The organism is Wolbachia endosymbiont (group A) of Epistrophe grossularia (genome assembly GCF_947251435.1).
In the GTDB taxonomy this organism is placed as follows: Bacteria; Pseudomonadota; Alphaproteobacteria; order Rickettsiales; family Anaplasmataceae; genus Wolbachia; species Wolbachia pipientis.
This window is the reverse complement of sequence record NZ_OX366363.1, coordinates 22,139-38,398: the sequence shown is the minus strand read 5'-3', so window position 1 is coordinate 38,398 and position 16,260 is coordinate 22,139. Positions and strand designations below refer to the sequence as shown.

Below are 16,260 nucleotides of genomic sequence, written 5' to 3'. Positions count from 1 at the left end.
TGACTCTGGTAATTCTCCTTTTATCCTTTCAAGCTCAGATTTTTTTCCGAATGAACATTATGGTAATTACTCATCTCCATAATTCTTTTTACATAACGGGCTAACCTAAACTCCGCATTTTCTACACCTTTAACTTCAATACTAGCTCCAATATTGAGAAGATTTGTAACTTCACTAACATTCCCACTTTCTACAGCAGCAAATAAAAGTCTATCATACTCACTTTGCTTTGGTCCTAAAAAGTTTACTACTTCTGACTGACGAGAGGTATTTGCTACATCTAAAGGTTTTCCACCATCCTTATTTTTAGCTCCAATGTTAGCCCACTTATTTACAAGCGTTTTAACTGTATCTGATTGACCTCCCCAAGCAGCATAGTGCAAAGGCGTCCAATCGTTTATGTCCTTGGCTTCAATATTAGCACCTTTATCAAGGATGAGTTCAACTCCCTTACCAAGGTAAGCAGCGTGATGTAAAGGTGTTCTTCGATCATCGTCTTGAACGTTAACATTAGCATTTCTACTGAGGAGAAGTTCAAGTACATCCAATTTGTTTATACGAGAAGCTGCACATAAAGGCGTTTCATTTTTTGCACCTCTAGCTTCGATGTTAGCTCCAATATTGAGAAGATTTGTAACTTCACTAACATTCCCACTTTCTACAGCAGCAAATAAAAGTCTATCATACTCACTTTGCTTTGGTCCTAAAAAGTTTACTACTTCTGTTTTACCAAGGTCATTTGCTACATCTAAAGGGTTTTTACCATCCTTATTTTTAGCTCCAATGTTGGCCCCCTTATCTATAAGAAATCTAATTATCTCTAAATGACCTCCTTCAGCAGCCCTATGCAAAGATGTGTAACCATCACTATCTCTAGCTTCAATATTAGCCCCTTTCTCAAGAAGTTCTCTAACGTCACTAAGGCGTCCTACTCTTGCAGCACTAACTAATAAATCATCATTGTTTAAAGTCATTTGTCCCTCCACATTTATAAAAACTTACCTAACTTAACTAAGCAATCACACTATAACAAGCCACTCTTACCCTGAGCTTTTTTCTTTCCTCAAGCAACACAGAAAGGACCATCTTCCCTCAAACAAGAATTCTGGAATGCCTTCACATAACATAGCCCACTCACAAACGTAAAATTACCTTAGCCATCACACACTTACATACCATAAAAAATTAGTAATCTAATGTATTTCAGGAATAGTACTCCACTTTTAAAACTTGTCAACCCCTAATTTAAAATTTTTTTGAAATAATTTTTGATGAAAATTTTTAATGAATTACTATTAATTTAATATTAAATATTACTAAGAACCTAAATAATACAACCACTTTCAGCAATAAAAACTAGCTAGCATGAGAAGATTTTTTTGGAAATCGATTGGTATTGCAAATGTGCTTAAAATCTTCGTTTCAAGCCCTGGATGTAAGTTTGTTTGCCTTTTTTTGACTATTTGGGGTTCCTTCTCTATCTCTTGGTGTTAAAAGTTCAAATAAATCTGCACTTGTACGTAAAGCCTTTGCATTTCTCCCATTTTTTCTATTATTTTCTTCACTTTCAGCCAATAAGTGGTTTTCTATTTCACCTTTTTATATCAATTTATTACTTTCTTTTTGATTTGACACACTTTTTTGAACATCTCTATTGTGGAACAAACTTTTGCTTGGCTCTCCAATTTAGACATATGAGCAAAGATTATGAGCTTTCTCCTCTTACTTCAAAAACCAATATCTTCTTTAACATGATTTCTATGCTTACTAAATTAGCTACTTATAGCTCTTCTCATAATAATCCAAATAAGGTAAGATATGGATTTATGGTAGTGGGGTTTGTATGCCAGCAGCGTATAGTTATGACTTAAGGAAAAAAGCAATGGAAGCATTGGATGAGGGAGAAAGTAGAGCAACTGTTGCCAAGAGATTTAAAATTGGAAAAACGACTTTATATGAGTGGCAGAAAAGGCGTGAGGAAACAGGAGATTTTCAGTCAAAAAAGCCTGGAAGCGTAGGATATAACCATAAAATTACCGACTGGAATGTCTTCACCGAATTTGCAAAAAACCATGGCGGCAAAACTCAGTCAGAGATGGCTAAACTCTGGGGCAATATCAGTCGACAAACGATTCACCGCGCACTTAAAAATATTGGCTTTACAAGAAAAAAAGACCTACGGATATAAAGAAAGAAATGAAGAAAAGCGAGCTCAATTTGCAAAGGTTATAGCAACAAAATATCCTGAAAATCTTGTATATATTGACGAATCTGGGATAGACAATACAGAAGACTACCCATACGGATATTGCAGAAAAGGAGAGAGGTTTCATTCACTAAAATCAGGTAAAAAAACTCAGCGTGTCAGTATGATTGCAGCTCTAAATAAAAAGAAAATCATTGCTCCATTGACCTTTGAGGGATACTGCAACAAGGATGTTTTTGAGGCTTGGTTTGAGCAGTTTTTGACTCCAATTTTAAGGTCTGGCCAAACTGTAATTCTTGATAACGCTGCTTTCCATAAATCTAAAAAAATCGATGATCTTGCTAAAGGAGTAGGTGCTGAAATTCTTTATCTTCCTCCATATTCTCCAGACTTTAACGAAATTGAGCATCATTGGTTTGCTATAAAGAACAGAGCTAGAAAAAATATCCCTATTTTTCAGTCTTTCCGTCAAGCTGTTGATTCTGCTTTTTTATGATTTGTTCTGACTATTATGAGAAGAGCTATAACTTCAGCCCCTTTCTCTACAAGATGTTCTACTACATCTGAGTAACCATTAAAAGCAGCCCAGTGTAGAGGTGTATAACCATTGTGGTCTGTGAGGTTAACTTTAGCTCCTTTCTTTATAAGATATTCTACTACATCTGAGTAACCATTAAAAGCAGCTAAGTGTAGAGGTATACAACCATTGTGGTCTGTGAGGTTAACTTCAGCCCCTTTCTCTACAAGATATTCTACTACATCTGAGTAACCATTAAAAGCAGCCCAGTGTAGAGGTGTATAACCATTGCGGTCTGTGAGGTTAACTTTAGCCCCTTTCTCTACAAGATATTCTACTACATCTGAGTAACCATTAAAAGCAGCTAAGTGTAGAGGTGCATAACCATTGTGGTCTGTGAGGTTAACTTCAGCCCCTTTCTCTACAAGATATTCTACTACATCTGAGTAACCATTAAAAGCAGCTAAGTGTAGAGGTGCATAACCATTGTGGTCTGTGAGGTTAACTTCAGCCCCTTTCTCTACAAGATATTCTACTACATCTGAGTAACCATTAAAAGCAGCCCAGTGTAGAGGTGTATAACCATTGCGGTCTGTGAGGTTAACTTTAGCCCCTTTCTCTACAAGATATTCTACTACATCTGAGTAACCATTAAAAGCAGCCCAGTGTAGAGGTGCATAACCATTGCGGTCTTTGAAGTCAACTTCAGCCCCTTTCTCTACAAGATATTCTACTACATCTGAGTAACCATTAGAAGTAGCTAAGTGTAGAGGTGTATAACCATTGCGGTCTTTGAAGTCAACTTCAGCCCCTTTCTCTACAAGATATTCTACTATCTTTAAGTGATCATTTGAAGCAGCCCAGTGTAGAGGTGTATAACCATTGCGGTCTTTGAGATTAACTTCAGCCCCTTTCTCTACAAGATATTCTACTATCTTTAAGTGATCATTAAAAGCAGCACAGTGTAGAGGTGCATAACCATTGCGGTCTTTGAAGTCAACTTTAGCCCCTTTCTCTACAAGATATTCTACTATCTTTGAGTAACCATTAAAAGTAGCCCAGTATAGAGGTGCATAACCATTGCGGTCTTTGAAGTCAACTTTAGCCCCTTTCTCTACAAGATATTCTACTATCTTTGAGTAACCATTAAAAGTAGCCCAGTATAGAGGTGCATAACCATTGCGGTCTTTGAGATTAACTTTAGCCCCTTTCTTTATAAGAGCCTGTCTTGAAAGGACTTAAGTAGCTAATTTAGTAAGCATAGAAGTAATCATATTAAAGAAAATATTGGTTTTTGAAGTAAGAGGAGAATGCTCATAATCTTTGCTCATACGCCTAAAATTGGAGAGCCAGGCAAATGTCCTTTCTACGATCCAACGTTTAGGAATAACCTGGAATCCTGTAACATCAACAGCTTTTTTGGTAATCGTTAATAAACATCCTGTCTCCAATAAACAGCGGTTTTGCTATGTATCCTTGATCAGCAAAAAACTTACGTAAAGTTGGAGCCTTGTATTTAGCTTGAGTGAAAAGATTTAGAGCACCATCACGATCTTGAACACTTGCACTATGAACATCAGCCGCAATAATTAGGCCCACTGTATCTACAACAATATGACGTTTTCTACCCTTTATTTTTTTGCCAGCATCATATCCTCTGGATCCCCTTTTTGAGTGGTTTTTACTGATTGACTGTCAATTATTCCTACTGAAGGTGTTTCATTTTTACCAAACATTTTTCTTACCTCTTTTACTAGCATATTATGTATTTTTTCCAATTTGCCATTACTACGCCACCTGAGAAAATAGTCATACACCGTCTTCCATGGAGGAAAATCTTTCGGCAGCATTCTCCATTGACAACCACCTCTCATTATATACCTTATTGCATTAATAATTGTTCTGATATTGTGCTTTCTTGGTCTCCCTATCTTTCCTTGTGCAACATGTGGCTCCAAAATTTCCCATTCCTTATCACTTATATCACTTGGATACAATTTTCCCTCCTATTTTTACTTACACTATCATATTCTTTTCCTCATTCCTTTTCAAGACATGCTCTCAGGGAAAAAACATAAATACTACAACTTATTCACTTCAACATTTATGAAAATCTTTCCTCAGTTAAACATATCCTATAATTAAGAGTCTAATGAACTGTCTAAAACAGCTATAAAGATTGCACATAGAATTATATAAATTACTATCATAACGTTACCCAAACTTCTATATCAAAGCTATGTGCTATAAGTTCAATATGGAAAACACATTAACCACTTAGCATTTAATGTCTACTTCATCCATTTTAGTATTAGGACCATCAAACTTGGTCTGGTATCCCTAATTATTTTGGCTACCTTCACTTTAAATTTTCCACTACTTGGCATTTTATAGCTGCACCTCTTATATTATAACCTACCTATTGATATTACCTCCAAGCTTGGTTACTCCTATCTCAGAAAGACAAGTTGATACTTCTGAATGGCTGTGAACTGAAGCATTACTTAAATAACTTTGAGGCTCTAAACTTATCTGCTGTTTTTTTGTACCATCAACTTCTAATCTACCACCTCTGTTGTGTAATATCTGCTCTATTGATTGATTTAGCAGACCCTTATTAAATTGAGCTATAAACTTTTCAAATTTCTTCGGACTTAATTTACCAGCTTCTTTACCAGAACATGCTTTCTCTACATATGAGTTGAAAATCCCCGAAATCTCATCAAATTTACCACTCATGATTTTTCCTGTAACTTCTTTCTGTATTTCCACAAAATCAATATTTAATCGATGCATTGACACACCACTTTTTAATCCAGCTTGCTCTACTACTTTCTCAAATCCCTTTGTAATATTGAGTGTATATTCCTGTGCCTCTAGTGGAGATATAGACTGATCTATTGTAGAAATATACTTTTGACCTGTAACCCTTCTAATCAATAAGTCAAATAAAGTTATTGTACCATTAAAGTCAACCTGTGATAGATAGTGATCTCCCATTTCTAATATTGTATTTCTATCCTTAGGCTTAAATTTAACAGGTGCTTGCCTTTCACACATTCGTTTTAGATTTGCATTTACATAATCGACGTTGTCTCGAAAGAAACCTCCATTTTCTTGTCTTTTATCTGTACCATCAGATGGTAGTGTGGTACCTGTGAAACTACTATTACTTATCGACGCTTTGGCAAATTGCCCATCAACTTGTGATAATGAACTTGCAGTCCCCTCAGATTTAGAACTCAATAATCTACCTACAGAGCTTTTCACCCGACTAAATAAATCATTTATCCATGAAGATGGTTTTGCGCCACTGCTTGTTGCTATCTGAGGTTGGTCTATAGCAAGGGGTTTGCGTGATAAGTTATGAGAATTGTGATCTCCATGGTGATGACGGCGTTTGCGTTCTCCTCTTCCTCCCCTGAGCTTTTTTTCTAAGTATTCCACAATATTATTGTGCCCCTTGTCTTTCGCAATATCTAGCAGTGTTTTACCGTAATTACCTTTAGCACCAAGATTAGCATGAGCATCGACAAGAACTTTTACTATATCAGGACTGTTGGTATCAGCACCATAATGTAAAGGTGTCCAATTGTCTTTGTCTTCAGCGTTAACATTTGCACCACGATTAAGAAGTAATTTGACTACATCTATCCTGTAGTTTTCAACCGCTCCATGCAATGGAGTTGCTTGATATTCTCCGTTTTTAGCTTCAATATTAGCACCGTTATCAAGAAGGAGTTTAACTAGGTTTAAATCACCGATTTCAGCAGCTGAATACAGTAGTGTATTACCGTTCTTGTCATTGGTATCAATGTTAGCACCCTGAGCAATAAGACCTTTAGCTTCATTAAAACCACCGCTTTCCACAATAGTCAACAATTTTCTATCTAATTGTACTTGCTTCAAAATTCCTGCTATATCTAGGTAACCTTTTCGAGTAGCCAAATCTAAAGATGTTTGGTTATAAATATCTCTAACTTCAATGTCAGCACCTCTGCCAAGAAGGAGTTCGACTGTATTTAATTTGTTTCCTTGTATAGCTACATGCAATGGTGTCCAACCATTATTGGTTATATTATTAATACCGCTAATATCCTTGTCTAAAAGAAACTTAACTATTTCAAGATTACTACTGTACTGGGCAGCTACATGTAATGGTGTATTACCATACACATCTTTAGCATTAATATTAGCATTGTTATTGAAGAGAAACTCAACTACACTAAGTTTATTACGAGAAGCAGCAAAGTGTAAAGGCGTCCAACCGTACATGTCTTTAGCATTAATATTAGCCTTCTGATTAATAAGATCTTTAACTTCATTAAGACCTGTATCTTGCACTGCAACTAACAATTTTTTATCTAATTCCGTTTGCTTTAGAAACTCTGCTACACTTGTGTTATTCTCTTGAGCAGCTAAGTCTAAAGGTGTTTTACTATCCTTATCTTTAACACTGATATCAGCTCCTTTGTTCACAAGAAATTTTACCACATCTAAAGCATTGTAATATACAGCATAGTGCAGAGGTGTCCAATCACTACTGTCTTTAGTATTAACGATAGTTTCTTTATCTGAAAGAAATTGAAATATATCATTAAATAGACTCATATTACCATTGTAAACGGCATAGTGCACGGTAGTCCAGCTTGTTGAGAATTTATCTTTATCTGCAACGTCATCTTGATTTCTTTCAGCAGTTTTATCAAGGAAAAGATTAACTATATCCCACTTGCCATTTTTAGCAGCATATTGCAGCGGTGTATAACCGAACTTATCTTTTTCATTTATGAGAGACTTTAATCTTTCTCTTTGGCGAACTGCTTTTACTAGTTCATCAGGTTCTGAATACAAATTATCTTCAAAATTCATACTTTCAATTTTACCTATAAGAAACCTAATAGAACGCAATTTGCCTTCTTGAGCAGCAACATGAAAAAGTGTTTGGCCATCGTTATTTTTAGCTTCAATGTTAGCTTCGCACCCAGCCTTCTTTTGGCAAATCTCTGAAGCTTTATTAATCAGACCTTGTATTTCTGCTATATCAGACAAACTAAACCTGTCTAATCTCCGGATTATTATTGGTTCTAACCCTAAATCGAATTCCAATGTAGAAATCCTATAAGACTCAGAATTATTCCAATTTTTTACATTGATTACATGGTTAGATACTTCGTCGGAAAACACCAAATCTGTATTACTACTGGAAACCCTAATCTGATCTGGAGTAATATCTTTTAATATCACTACTCCTATGCGTTCTTCATCTTGCCCCACCGAAGTTAAAGTGCCATCTTGATTATGTGTGATACTGATAGACTTAGTGAAATCTATAACATATTCTTTTATAATTTTTTCATAATCATTCTTAAGTTTATCTTGATAGTCCATTATTCCATCAACCTCTTGCTGTAAACCTAAATATGAAAAAAAATTACCATTGTTCCACAGAAGAAAATTAACATCTCTCCATTTACTTTGGTCATTATAAAAATCTTCTACTCTAATAATAAAAGGAATCTCACCTTCTCTTGTTAATAAGAGATCATCTTCATCTTTATATTTCTCGATATCTTCAAGATTAGAATCAATCACTACATGATCACCTTCAAAATCCTTAGGCAACAAAAACATATTCTGAGTCTGTGTGGCATGGAAAAAGGGAGATAATTTGCCACTTTCTACGGAAGAGCCAGCACATGACATTGATTGTACATAAGGAATAAAGGTTTCTCCTTTACTGTTCATAACCATAAGGTGCCTATAGCTGTTACCCTTAAGATAATTTCTTACTTGAACATGAGTATTACTATAGTTTAAATGCAAGTTACACTGTTGAATTGAAAACTCCTCAGGAACTTCTGGCATAACCAACATATCTAATTTTTTATCATCTGAGTTATTATCAATAATAATCTCTCTTTTCTCTGTGTTGCTATCAATAACATACATATCACTTCCATTTCCACCTCTAGCAAACATACTCCTTTGGTCAAAATTTATTATATCTTCTCCTGAAGAACCAAATACCATATGTTGGAATGCGCTATTGCTTTGTAGTTTTGCTCTAACAACACCAAAGACTTTATAGTCCTTATTATTAATGAGTATTTCCTTGTAATGATTTTCTGCAGCATCAAAGCTATCAAGAGAATGTTCTGTATGTAACTCGAACGAGTTAATTTTTGTAATGGATGATTCTAGTTTCTCAATTTTAGGAATAATATTACTACCATTTTTATCTATCAGCATAAAATTAGGTTGATTACTGCCTTGCTTAATATAATTTTTAATATCAAGGGTATATTGATTACCTTGACCCAGCCCTATTTTTAAAGATAAAGTATTATTAGTCGAGAAATAAGATATTTCATCACAATCATCTAGCAGATTAGTTTCCGGAAAGATTACAGTTCCCGTTCCTTTTACATCAATTTCTGAATATAAATCTTTAGCCTCGTAATCTGTGGTTTTTATATAAAAGGTATAATCATTTTCTGCACCTGTAACTTTAGTGTATGGCGCAATAGCTACTTTTTTACAATTATCAACTGTATCCTTCTCATTTTTGCTCAAACCTCCACCACTATTTATAAAGACGTCACGATTATCGTTTCTAGTAAGGCGCCTAGAATTATATGTACATAAAACATTATCTGTCTTATTTTGCCTTCCAATATAGCTATACCTGAAAGCATCGACATTGCTATCAACATAATCATTGATCAATCGATGAAGATTTGTTGTTAACCTTAAAAGACCGGGAGCGTTAGGTCTAAAACGATAGTCAATTTTTGCTTGTACAAAGTCGTATTCTGTTGATTGACTTAGGTCAAGTATATTAGTAGCATTACTTCCACCAATAATTTTACCCGAAAAACCTCCAGGTTTCACAAGAATAAATTTGTTAACAGTATTATTACCACCAGTTATTCCTGTGTTTCCTCTAAAAATCAAGAAGTAGTTATTTAATGTATTACTTCCAACAATGGTACCTTCATCTATGCTTTCTAAATTATAAAGAATTATTGTACCATTTTGCATTCTTCTTCTATCAGCAATAACCATTGTATTTTCACAGTGATGCACAGCTGTTGGAACTGATTTTTTAATACCTTTTTCATAAATTTCGCTAGTGACTTGTGGTAAGCAAATCATCGTAGCATTTTGAATTGGGTCAGGTATAACACGTGAAAGGTTTGTTGTATCAGCATCTGTTCTATTCATTAGAATCTTTCCATACCCTGCATGAAGAGATGGCGTGTCGCTATCCACCCCAAAACCAACTCCATAGGCAACTACATCATTAGGGCTATCACTTAAAGCTTTCCAGGCTCTTTTAGCTTGACTATTAACCATATTATTTCTGGCTGCAAGGTGTTCCAGATCATATGGCATAGATGAAAGTAAAAGCGTATGCAAAAAGATATCGAAATTCTCACCATGAGTTGTATCATACTTCTTTTCATACTCTATAATATTGCTAATACCACTATAAACTCCATGAGTTACCATGAGTCCAAATCCAACTCCAATACCAACTCCAGGCAGACTAGCTGCTGTAAGAGTAACACCAGAAACAAATGACACACCAGAAAAGGCTATAGAAGCTATATTATCCCTTATTTCTTTCTCTCCACATGGATTATCACTATTCTCCCTTTTTTTACAATCAATAAGATTATTTGCTGATATGCCTATATCAATAATATCAAATACACCAGCTGCAGCCCCTGCCACACCTTTTGCTACTGTACTTCCAAATTTTACTCCTGCAACTTGAACAGCAAATTTTGTCTGCCTACCTAAAGTACCTGGTATAATTCTTCCTACAACCCTTCCAGCTGATGTTACAACTTTTGGAGCAGTTTTAACCATCACATTCTCAATTGGTTGAGATACAAAAGACCATCCTATTCCGCCTAAATTTAATCCACAATCTGTTGCTGTTCCATCCTTGCAAGATACAATAGCACCATGAATTCCTCTTATTAATTGTATTCCACCTGCAGCATTCATTAATCTGCTTTTTAATTTCGGGTTTTTTGTTAAATCACTGTTTTGCTGTAAAACGTCACCATATAAATCCTTGATACGCTCATTCTGAATATAGCGCTCATACCCTTGGTCTCCAATCACCTTATCAACTAAATATTTATAGTCACCCTCAATATTTTTGTTTCCAATAAACTCTATTAGCTGAGCATTTTTCCCTTCATCTTGACTACTTTTAACATAAGTTAGGAACTTTTCACTATCAATTATAACCTTACCTACATTATTTTTATCTACCCTTCCTTTACTAAACTTTTCCACATCATCCTTTGAAAATAAACATTTAATACTTCTCTTCTTTCTATTGCTTTGCTTTGCACAGCCATTAAGATTTAACTTATTCAAAGATTGTGTTGCTTCACCAGTAGGCAGCATATGAACTGAACTATGAACTACTTCAACAGGAATAAATCCTTCCTTGGTTGTCCTACTTGTTAAAATAAGTTTATTCGGATTATTAGATCCTTTATCAAAAACAACACCGATAAATTTTACCTCATCACCATCTGTAAGTGTTTTATAGGTAACACCTTCTTTGTATTCTTCATTTATTTGATCATTTGCTTCCCTCAATAAAGCTTGAGCTCCTTTGCCCTGCCTTGATGTCTTAAGTTCCAACCCTACTGGTATGTACTCCTCAGCATTTCCACCTTGAGCCACAAACTTAATACCATGAACTAGCATGTCAATACGTTCTCCTCTACCAGTTTGAAACTCAGTTAAAACTAACGCTCTAGTTTCTGGTGATTCTTGTAATTTTAGGTCGCTATAATAACTAAACACTCCATTCAATATTCCTTGGAAATGAGCTTCTTTATTAACGAGACTCTTAAAAGGAAAGATTCCTTCTCCAATTTTTTCTAATAATCTACTATATCCTCTTATTGATAAGGATTGGACATCTAGTGCTTTATCAAATGTTTCTTTTAACTCATTAGGATAAGTAACTTCTTTAAAAGTACCTTGAAATCTATTATCTCCGTTGTTGTACTCTTGTAAAGAATTGTATTTTTCAGCCCAAATAGTAAGATATCTTTTAAAATCTGACTTGTATCTAGTATCAAAATTAAGACTTAATTCGATTATTTCCCTATTCCCTATTTCTCTATTTAATCTATCAAGAGGAAGAACTTCATTCAGCCCGTTCAAAACATCTTTTCTGTTAGCTTCAACAATATTCATCACATAAACCAACTTCTCTGTATTTTCTGGGATGAGCACCATTGTTACAACTGCATGGCTTGCATCAAGGTTAGCTGACAGTCTTTCTCTGGCTCTTTTAGCTGCTGGACGTCCAAGCTCACGAAGATCAGGATGCACTTCAGTAGGTATATTATCTCCATAGATAAAAATGTATTTTTTAAAACCAGTTTTTAAATCTTCAACTCTATTTAGCAATAGTGATTGCCCCAGTAAAAACCTGCTAAAATAATGATTATCTCCCTTCTCCGGTGTACCAGGAAACGTATGATAAATACGTTCTAGATTATCTTTCACCTGTCCCTTTAATTCTATTGTTCCAATCCTTTGCGTATCCCAGTCATCAGCAGATTTTAGCATATCTTGAAAAAGAGGAATTATTCTTTCCCTACGATTCGATACCCTAACGTCAGAGATAGGAGATGGATTATCAAGATTGACACCAACACATAAAATGTCATCTGCAGTGGTTAGAACTCGCTGAATATTTGGTTGAAAGCCTTGTGCATACTTTTCTGCTTGCTGCAAAGCCTTATCTGGAGTAGCATTAGAACCTGCTCCCGCTTTTAATTCAATAATAATGGGAATAGAATCCAATGCACGATCAGGACCACGAGCCAGCAAGATAATATCTGCATAACCCCTTCCTGCAAATTGCTCTGGGTAAACTCTAAGATTATACCTATAGTGGAAATTCATGAAAACGCCTACCATAAATCCATGATGTGATGCTTCACGGGCACTATTATCATAGACTACTGATCCTACATACTCAGAATGAACGTTATTAATTTTTTCAAGAACTTTTTTTAAAGACCTGCTAACTGTTTGCGCATCAGAATCAGATAGCTTCGCTATATCACCTTCCGGATTATTCCATATTCCTTTTTCTATTTCATGAAATTCCTTGCTAGTAGCAGAATCAAGTATCTCTTTAGCTTCCATATTAACAAAAATATCACCCTTTCCTTTATAGATCTGTACTAATCTAGATTTTATTCTATCTTGAATTTCATTCTTAATATTTAGGATCTCATTCTCAACATCCCGATCTCTAATCTTACTCCTATCTATATTCTTTCTTAATATGTTCTCCAACTCATTAACGGTAAACTGATGGCCACGCTTACCTTCTGAAATGGAAAATAAATCTATATTATTAATAGCATCTTCAGCATTTCCAATTTGACCATTTTTAACAATAGCTACTTTTAAAGTTTTTGAAGTATCAAAACTAAAATAAATCTTTTTAATATTTAACTTTTCTGCAATTTTTGTATCTAGCAAAGTAGAAAAGCTCCCTAGGAAGAAGTGTGTAAAAAATCCTGCTTTTTCTACAGAGTGTAAATAAGATGGAATCTGATCCACAAATGACTGAAATCTCGGTTCAAAAGATTTAAAATCCTCATCTTGCCGGCTTATACCAACTTCTTTACTTGCTTCCTCTATCAATAACTGTATTAACTCAAAGTCTTGTGGTCTTACTTTACCCATGACTCTTTTTAAGCCTTTTGCAAGCTCTTTATCATTATCAATAATATTCCTTTCAAGACCAAAATTATAATGGTTTCGTTTACCTGGTGCACCAACATGAAATAACTGTATTTGAGTATTTCCATTACCATATTGAGTTTCAACCTCACCAGAAACACTAATCGTTGCGCTAAGCATTCCACTCATTGCTCTTATTTCAGGTTCACCTCCCCAAGTATCAGGGTTCCTCATGTTTTCCAAGTAACGCTCAAAATCACCTTCAACAAAATCTCTGAACTCATTTCTATAAGAACTTATGTGATCAACTACTCGATTACGAAATACGTTTCTTACTAAATTTGCAAATGTATCATCATAATTCGCAGCACCTAAATTCCGAACCAAACCTCTAATATGATCTAAATTTTGGGTTACAGTTCCATCATTTCCAAATAGTACTTCATACCTTTGTCGAAATAAAGCATCGTCGTTTCTGACGGGTATTAAGTAAGCCATAGTAACAGACCAAAATAAGCAACTACCGTCTCCTGGAACATCGATTCTCTTAACCTGACTTCCACTTTCGGAATCAACATCAGATCTACGATAACGCTTAAGTTGATAAAATTCTTTAGCTTGCTCTATATATTGTATTTGATCCGATAATTCGGTAATCTTTGAATTAACGCCTTCTTTTTTTAGGTGATCTGTTAGATATTGTGTCTTAAACATAAAGCCCCCTTCATTACATTATACCAAACCCACTATTTATTATCAGAGATATCAACAATACAAGCTATTTTTACCCGCATACTAACTTGGATATATAACATTTGTATTATAATGCAACGCCTTTTTGACAGAAGCTAAAGTAGTAACAAGAGAAACCATCACCTATTTTATAGAATTGCCTTATAATACCTTAATTGCCCAACCCTAATTGCTCACATGCTTTGCTTAATTTAACCTCAGTTAAGCTAGTAAACCCTTCAGCTGTAGACTTACCGTATGATAAAAATTTATTTAATGAATCAATATCTCTTTGCTCTAACACAGATCGTATATACTCCGCTTGCCTAGAATCCATAAATTCTTTAATTTGATCAGAATTAGCCTTATCTAATATTGCCCATACCGGTTCCATGTAATTTTGATTTACCCAAGGTACTAATAAACTTGTAACAAGAAAGCAAGATCTATTACAAACTTCTTCCTTCAGCACATAAGTACGATGGCTATCAAATCCCTCCTTTCTCCACATATGCATAAAAAGCTTTGCACCTTCACCAGCATAATATGAGCTGTTTTCTGTTTTTATATAGTGTAGCCAGACAAGATATTTATCTTCTGAAACATTACTTGGTTTCAAATAGTCAAACAATGCTTGAAATTGATCAAAGCGAAGTGCACCCTGTAGCGTGTTTAGACTACCATAATAACCATTTTCAGCTAAGTCTCTTTTTAGAAGTTCTGGATATTTATCAGGACTTATTTGACTAAAACAAAACTCGAATATTTCAGGATAACTATTACAACGGTTCCCTGCTACATATACTGCTGTCTTCATCAAGATTTCATCCTTTTTCTGTTCGCTCATCTCACTTTCAGGTAATGATTTTATTTTATTCCAGAAGAATTCCACTGCCTGCTCTTGCTTAAGACTCACAGCACATTTAAGCCCGTACTCATATGGATGACAGCCATCTAAATTTAGTTTAGAGATGTAACCACTAACAAAATGTGACCAAAACTGCGCTAAAAGACCAGATCCGCAACACCTAACTAAGTGCTCATACTCCAATAGACTACTCTTACCTTGAGCTGATAATTCCTCTTTTCTTTCCTCAAACAAAGCAATAATATCTTCTTCTAGACAGCAACGACAGGCAATGGCATACTTATCAAAGAGATTACCTGAATCTGGCGCAATTAACTTTTTGCCTACGACTTGCCTATCAAGCTTAACTCCATGTAAATTGTCTACTTTTTTCCAACAATCCTCACTAGACAATACCTGTGCAAGAAAATTACGTCCTTTTTTGCCACTTTTTTGGTGCAGATGCCAATTTGCATAGCACCAGCGTTCAATTTGAAAAAGCTTAGATGCTCTATAAGGATCATCCTCTTTAATAGACGAAAATAAAACTTTTGGAATATCTGAACGTAGCATGATCACCTCTTTATGAATGGAAAAAAATGGAAACTGTTACGTCTAACATACACTATAGTAACTTGATGCCATTTCAAGCAAGATATCACGTTTTTAGGTTTTGTCAATCCTCAATTTGAAAATTTTTTTTAGACTTGAATAACTCTCAACAAAAGCCTCTTAATATGAGAGATACATGACGTTTTGTTTATTTTAAATTCTGTTTTTTATAAGTTTATCTTAATACTTATTGTCAAATGAATTACTATTAATTTAATATTATATATTGCTAATGAATTAAATAATATAACCATTTCTACCACTCAAAACCAAGGGCGGTGAGAAGTGTTTTTCTTGGGATGGCATGGTCTACCACACGTACCGTTCGAACTTTTCTATATAGTAATTTTGCTATATCGTAAAAGCAGCTACTTTAGCCTACTTTGGTCACATTTATATATGAACTAATTTGCCTAACTTTGTTGGAACAATTTTGCTTTTTTATTTTTGAAACACCCCTTTTACGTAAAAAGCTCTCATAAATATACGTACTATTTTTACAATTTTGAAAAGAGTAAACAATTAAATCTTTTATGACTCTAAAATCAGGTATTTCTTCTCAACTTATTTTATTCACAGAAGATATTCTATTCTTGTGTT

Annotated in this window: 5 protein-coding genes and 2 pseudogenes; 1 reads left to right on the top strand and 6 read right to left on the bottom strand. The window is 34.7% G+C overall.

Going from position 1 to position 16,260, the window contains the following annotated elements:
* Positions 1–20: 20 nt before the first annotated feature.
* Entirely contained in the window at positions 21–974 is a 954-nt protein-coding gene (locus tag OPR28_RS00155) for an ankyrin repeat domain-containing protein (protein ID WP_265023238.1), read from the bottom strand.
* 423 nt (positions 975–1,397) lie between these two features.
* Positions 1,398–1,599 (bottom strand): annotated as a pseudogene (locus OPR28_RS00150) (IS256 family transposase); the annotation flags it as partial.
* A 244-nt stretch (positions 1,600–1,843) separates the two neighbouring features.
* Between OPR28_RS00150 and OPR28_RS00145 the strand changes: the two are divergent.
* A protein-coding gene (locus OPR28_RS00145) for an IS630 family transposase (RefSeq protein WP_265023237.1) occupies positions 1,844–2,702 on the top strand; the annotation gives its coding sequence in 2 pieces (ribosomal slippage) (positions 1,844–2,169 and positions 2,168–2,702; 861 coding nt in all).
* On the opposite strand, the gene OPR28_RS06910 is transcribed toward OPR28_RS00145, so the two are convergent.
* From OPR28_RS06910 to OPR28_RS00130, 4 genes and pseudogenes are all read right to left on the bottom strand, one after another.
* On the bottom strand, positions 2,675–3,940 hold the full coding sequence (locus tag OPR28_RS06910) for an ankyrin repeat domain-containing protein (protein WP_406829241.1): 1,266 nt from the start codon (positions 3,938–3,940) through the stop codon (positions 2,675–2,677). The two genes, OPR28_RS00145 and OPR28_RS06910, sit on opposite strands and share 28 nt — an antisense overlap.
* Before the next feature lie 21 nt (positions 3,941–3,961).
* A pseudogene (locus tag OPR28_RS00140) lies at positions 3,962–4,720 on the bottom strand (IS5 family transposase).
* Between the two features lie 418 nt (positions 4,721–5,138).
* A complete protein-coding gene (locus OPR28_RS00135; protein WP_265023236.1) occupies positions 5,139–14,183 on the bottom strand; it encodes an ankyrin repeat domain-containing protein in 9,045 nt (3,014 codons plus the stop codon).
* Positions 14,184–14,373: 190 nt separating this feature from the next.
* A complete protein-coding gene (locus tag OPR28_RS00130; protein ID WP_265023235.1) occupies positions 14,374–15,621 on the bottom strand; it encodes a hypothetical protein in 1,248 nt (415 codons plus the stop codon).
* Positions 15,622–16,260 lie beyond the last annotated feature (639 nt).

Bases quoted from the DNA above. Each gene is read 5' to 3' on its own strand.
- OPR28_RS00155 (WP_265023238.1), bottom strand. From the start codon at position 974: ATGACTTTAAACAATGATGATTTATTAGTTAGTGCTGCAAGAGTAGGA.
- OPR28_RS00135 (WP_265023236.1), bottom strand. From the start codon at position 14,183: ATGTTTAAGACACAATATCTAACAGATCACCTAAAAAAAGAAGGCGTT.
- OPR28_RS00130 (WP_265023235.1), bottom strand. From the start codon at position 15,621: ATGCTACGTTCAGATATTCCAAAAGTTTTATTTTCGTCTATTAAAGAG.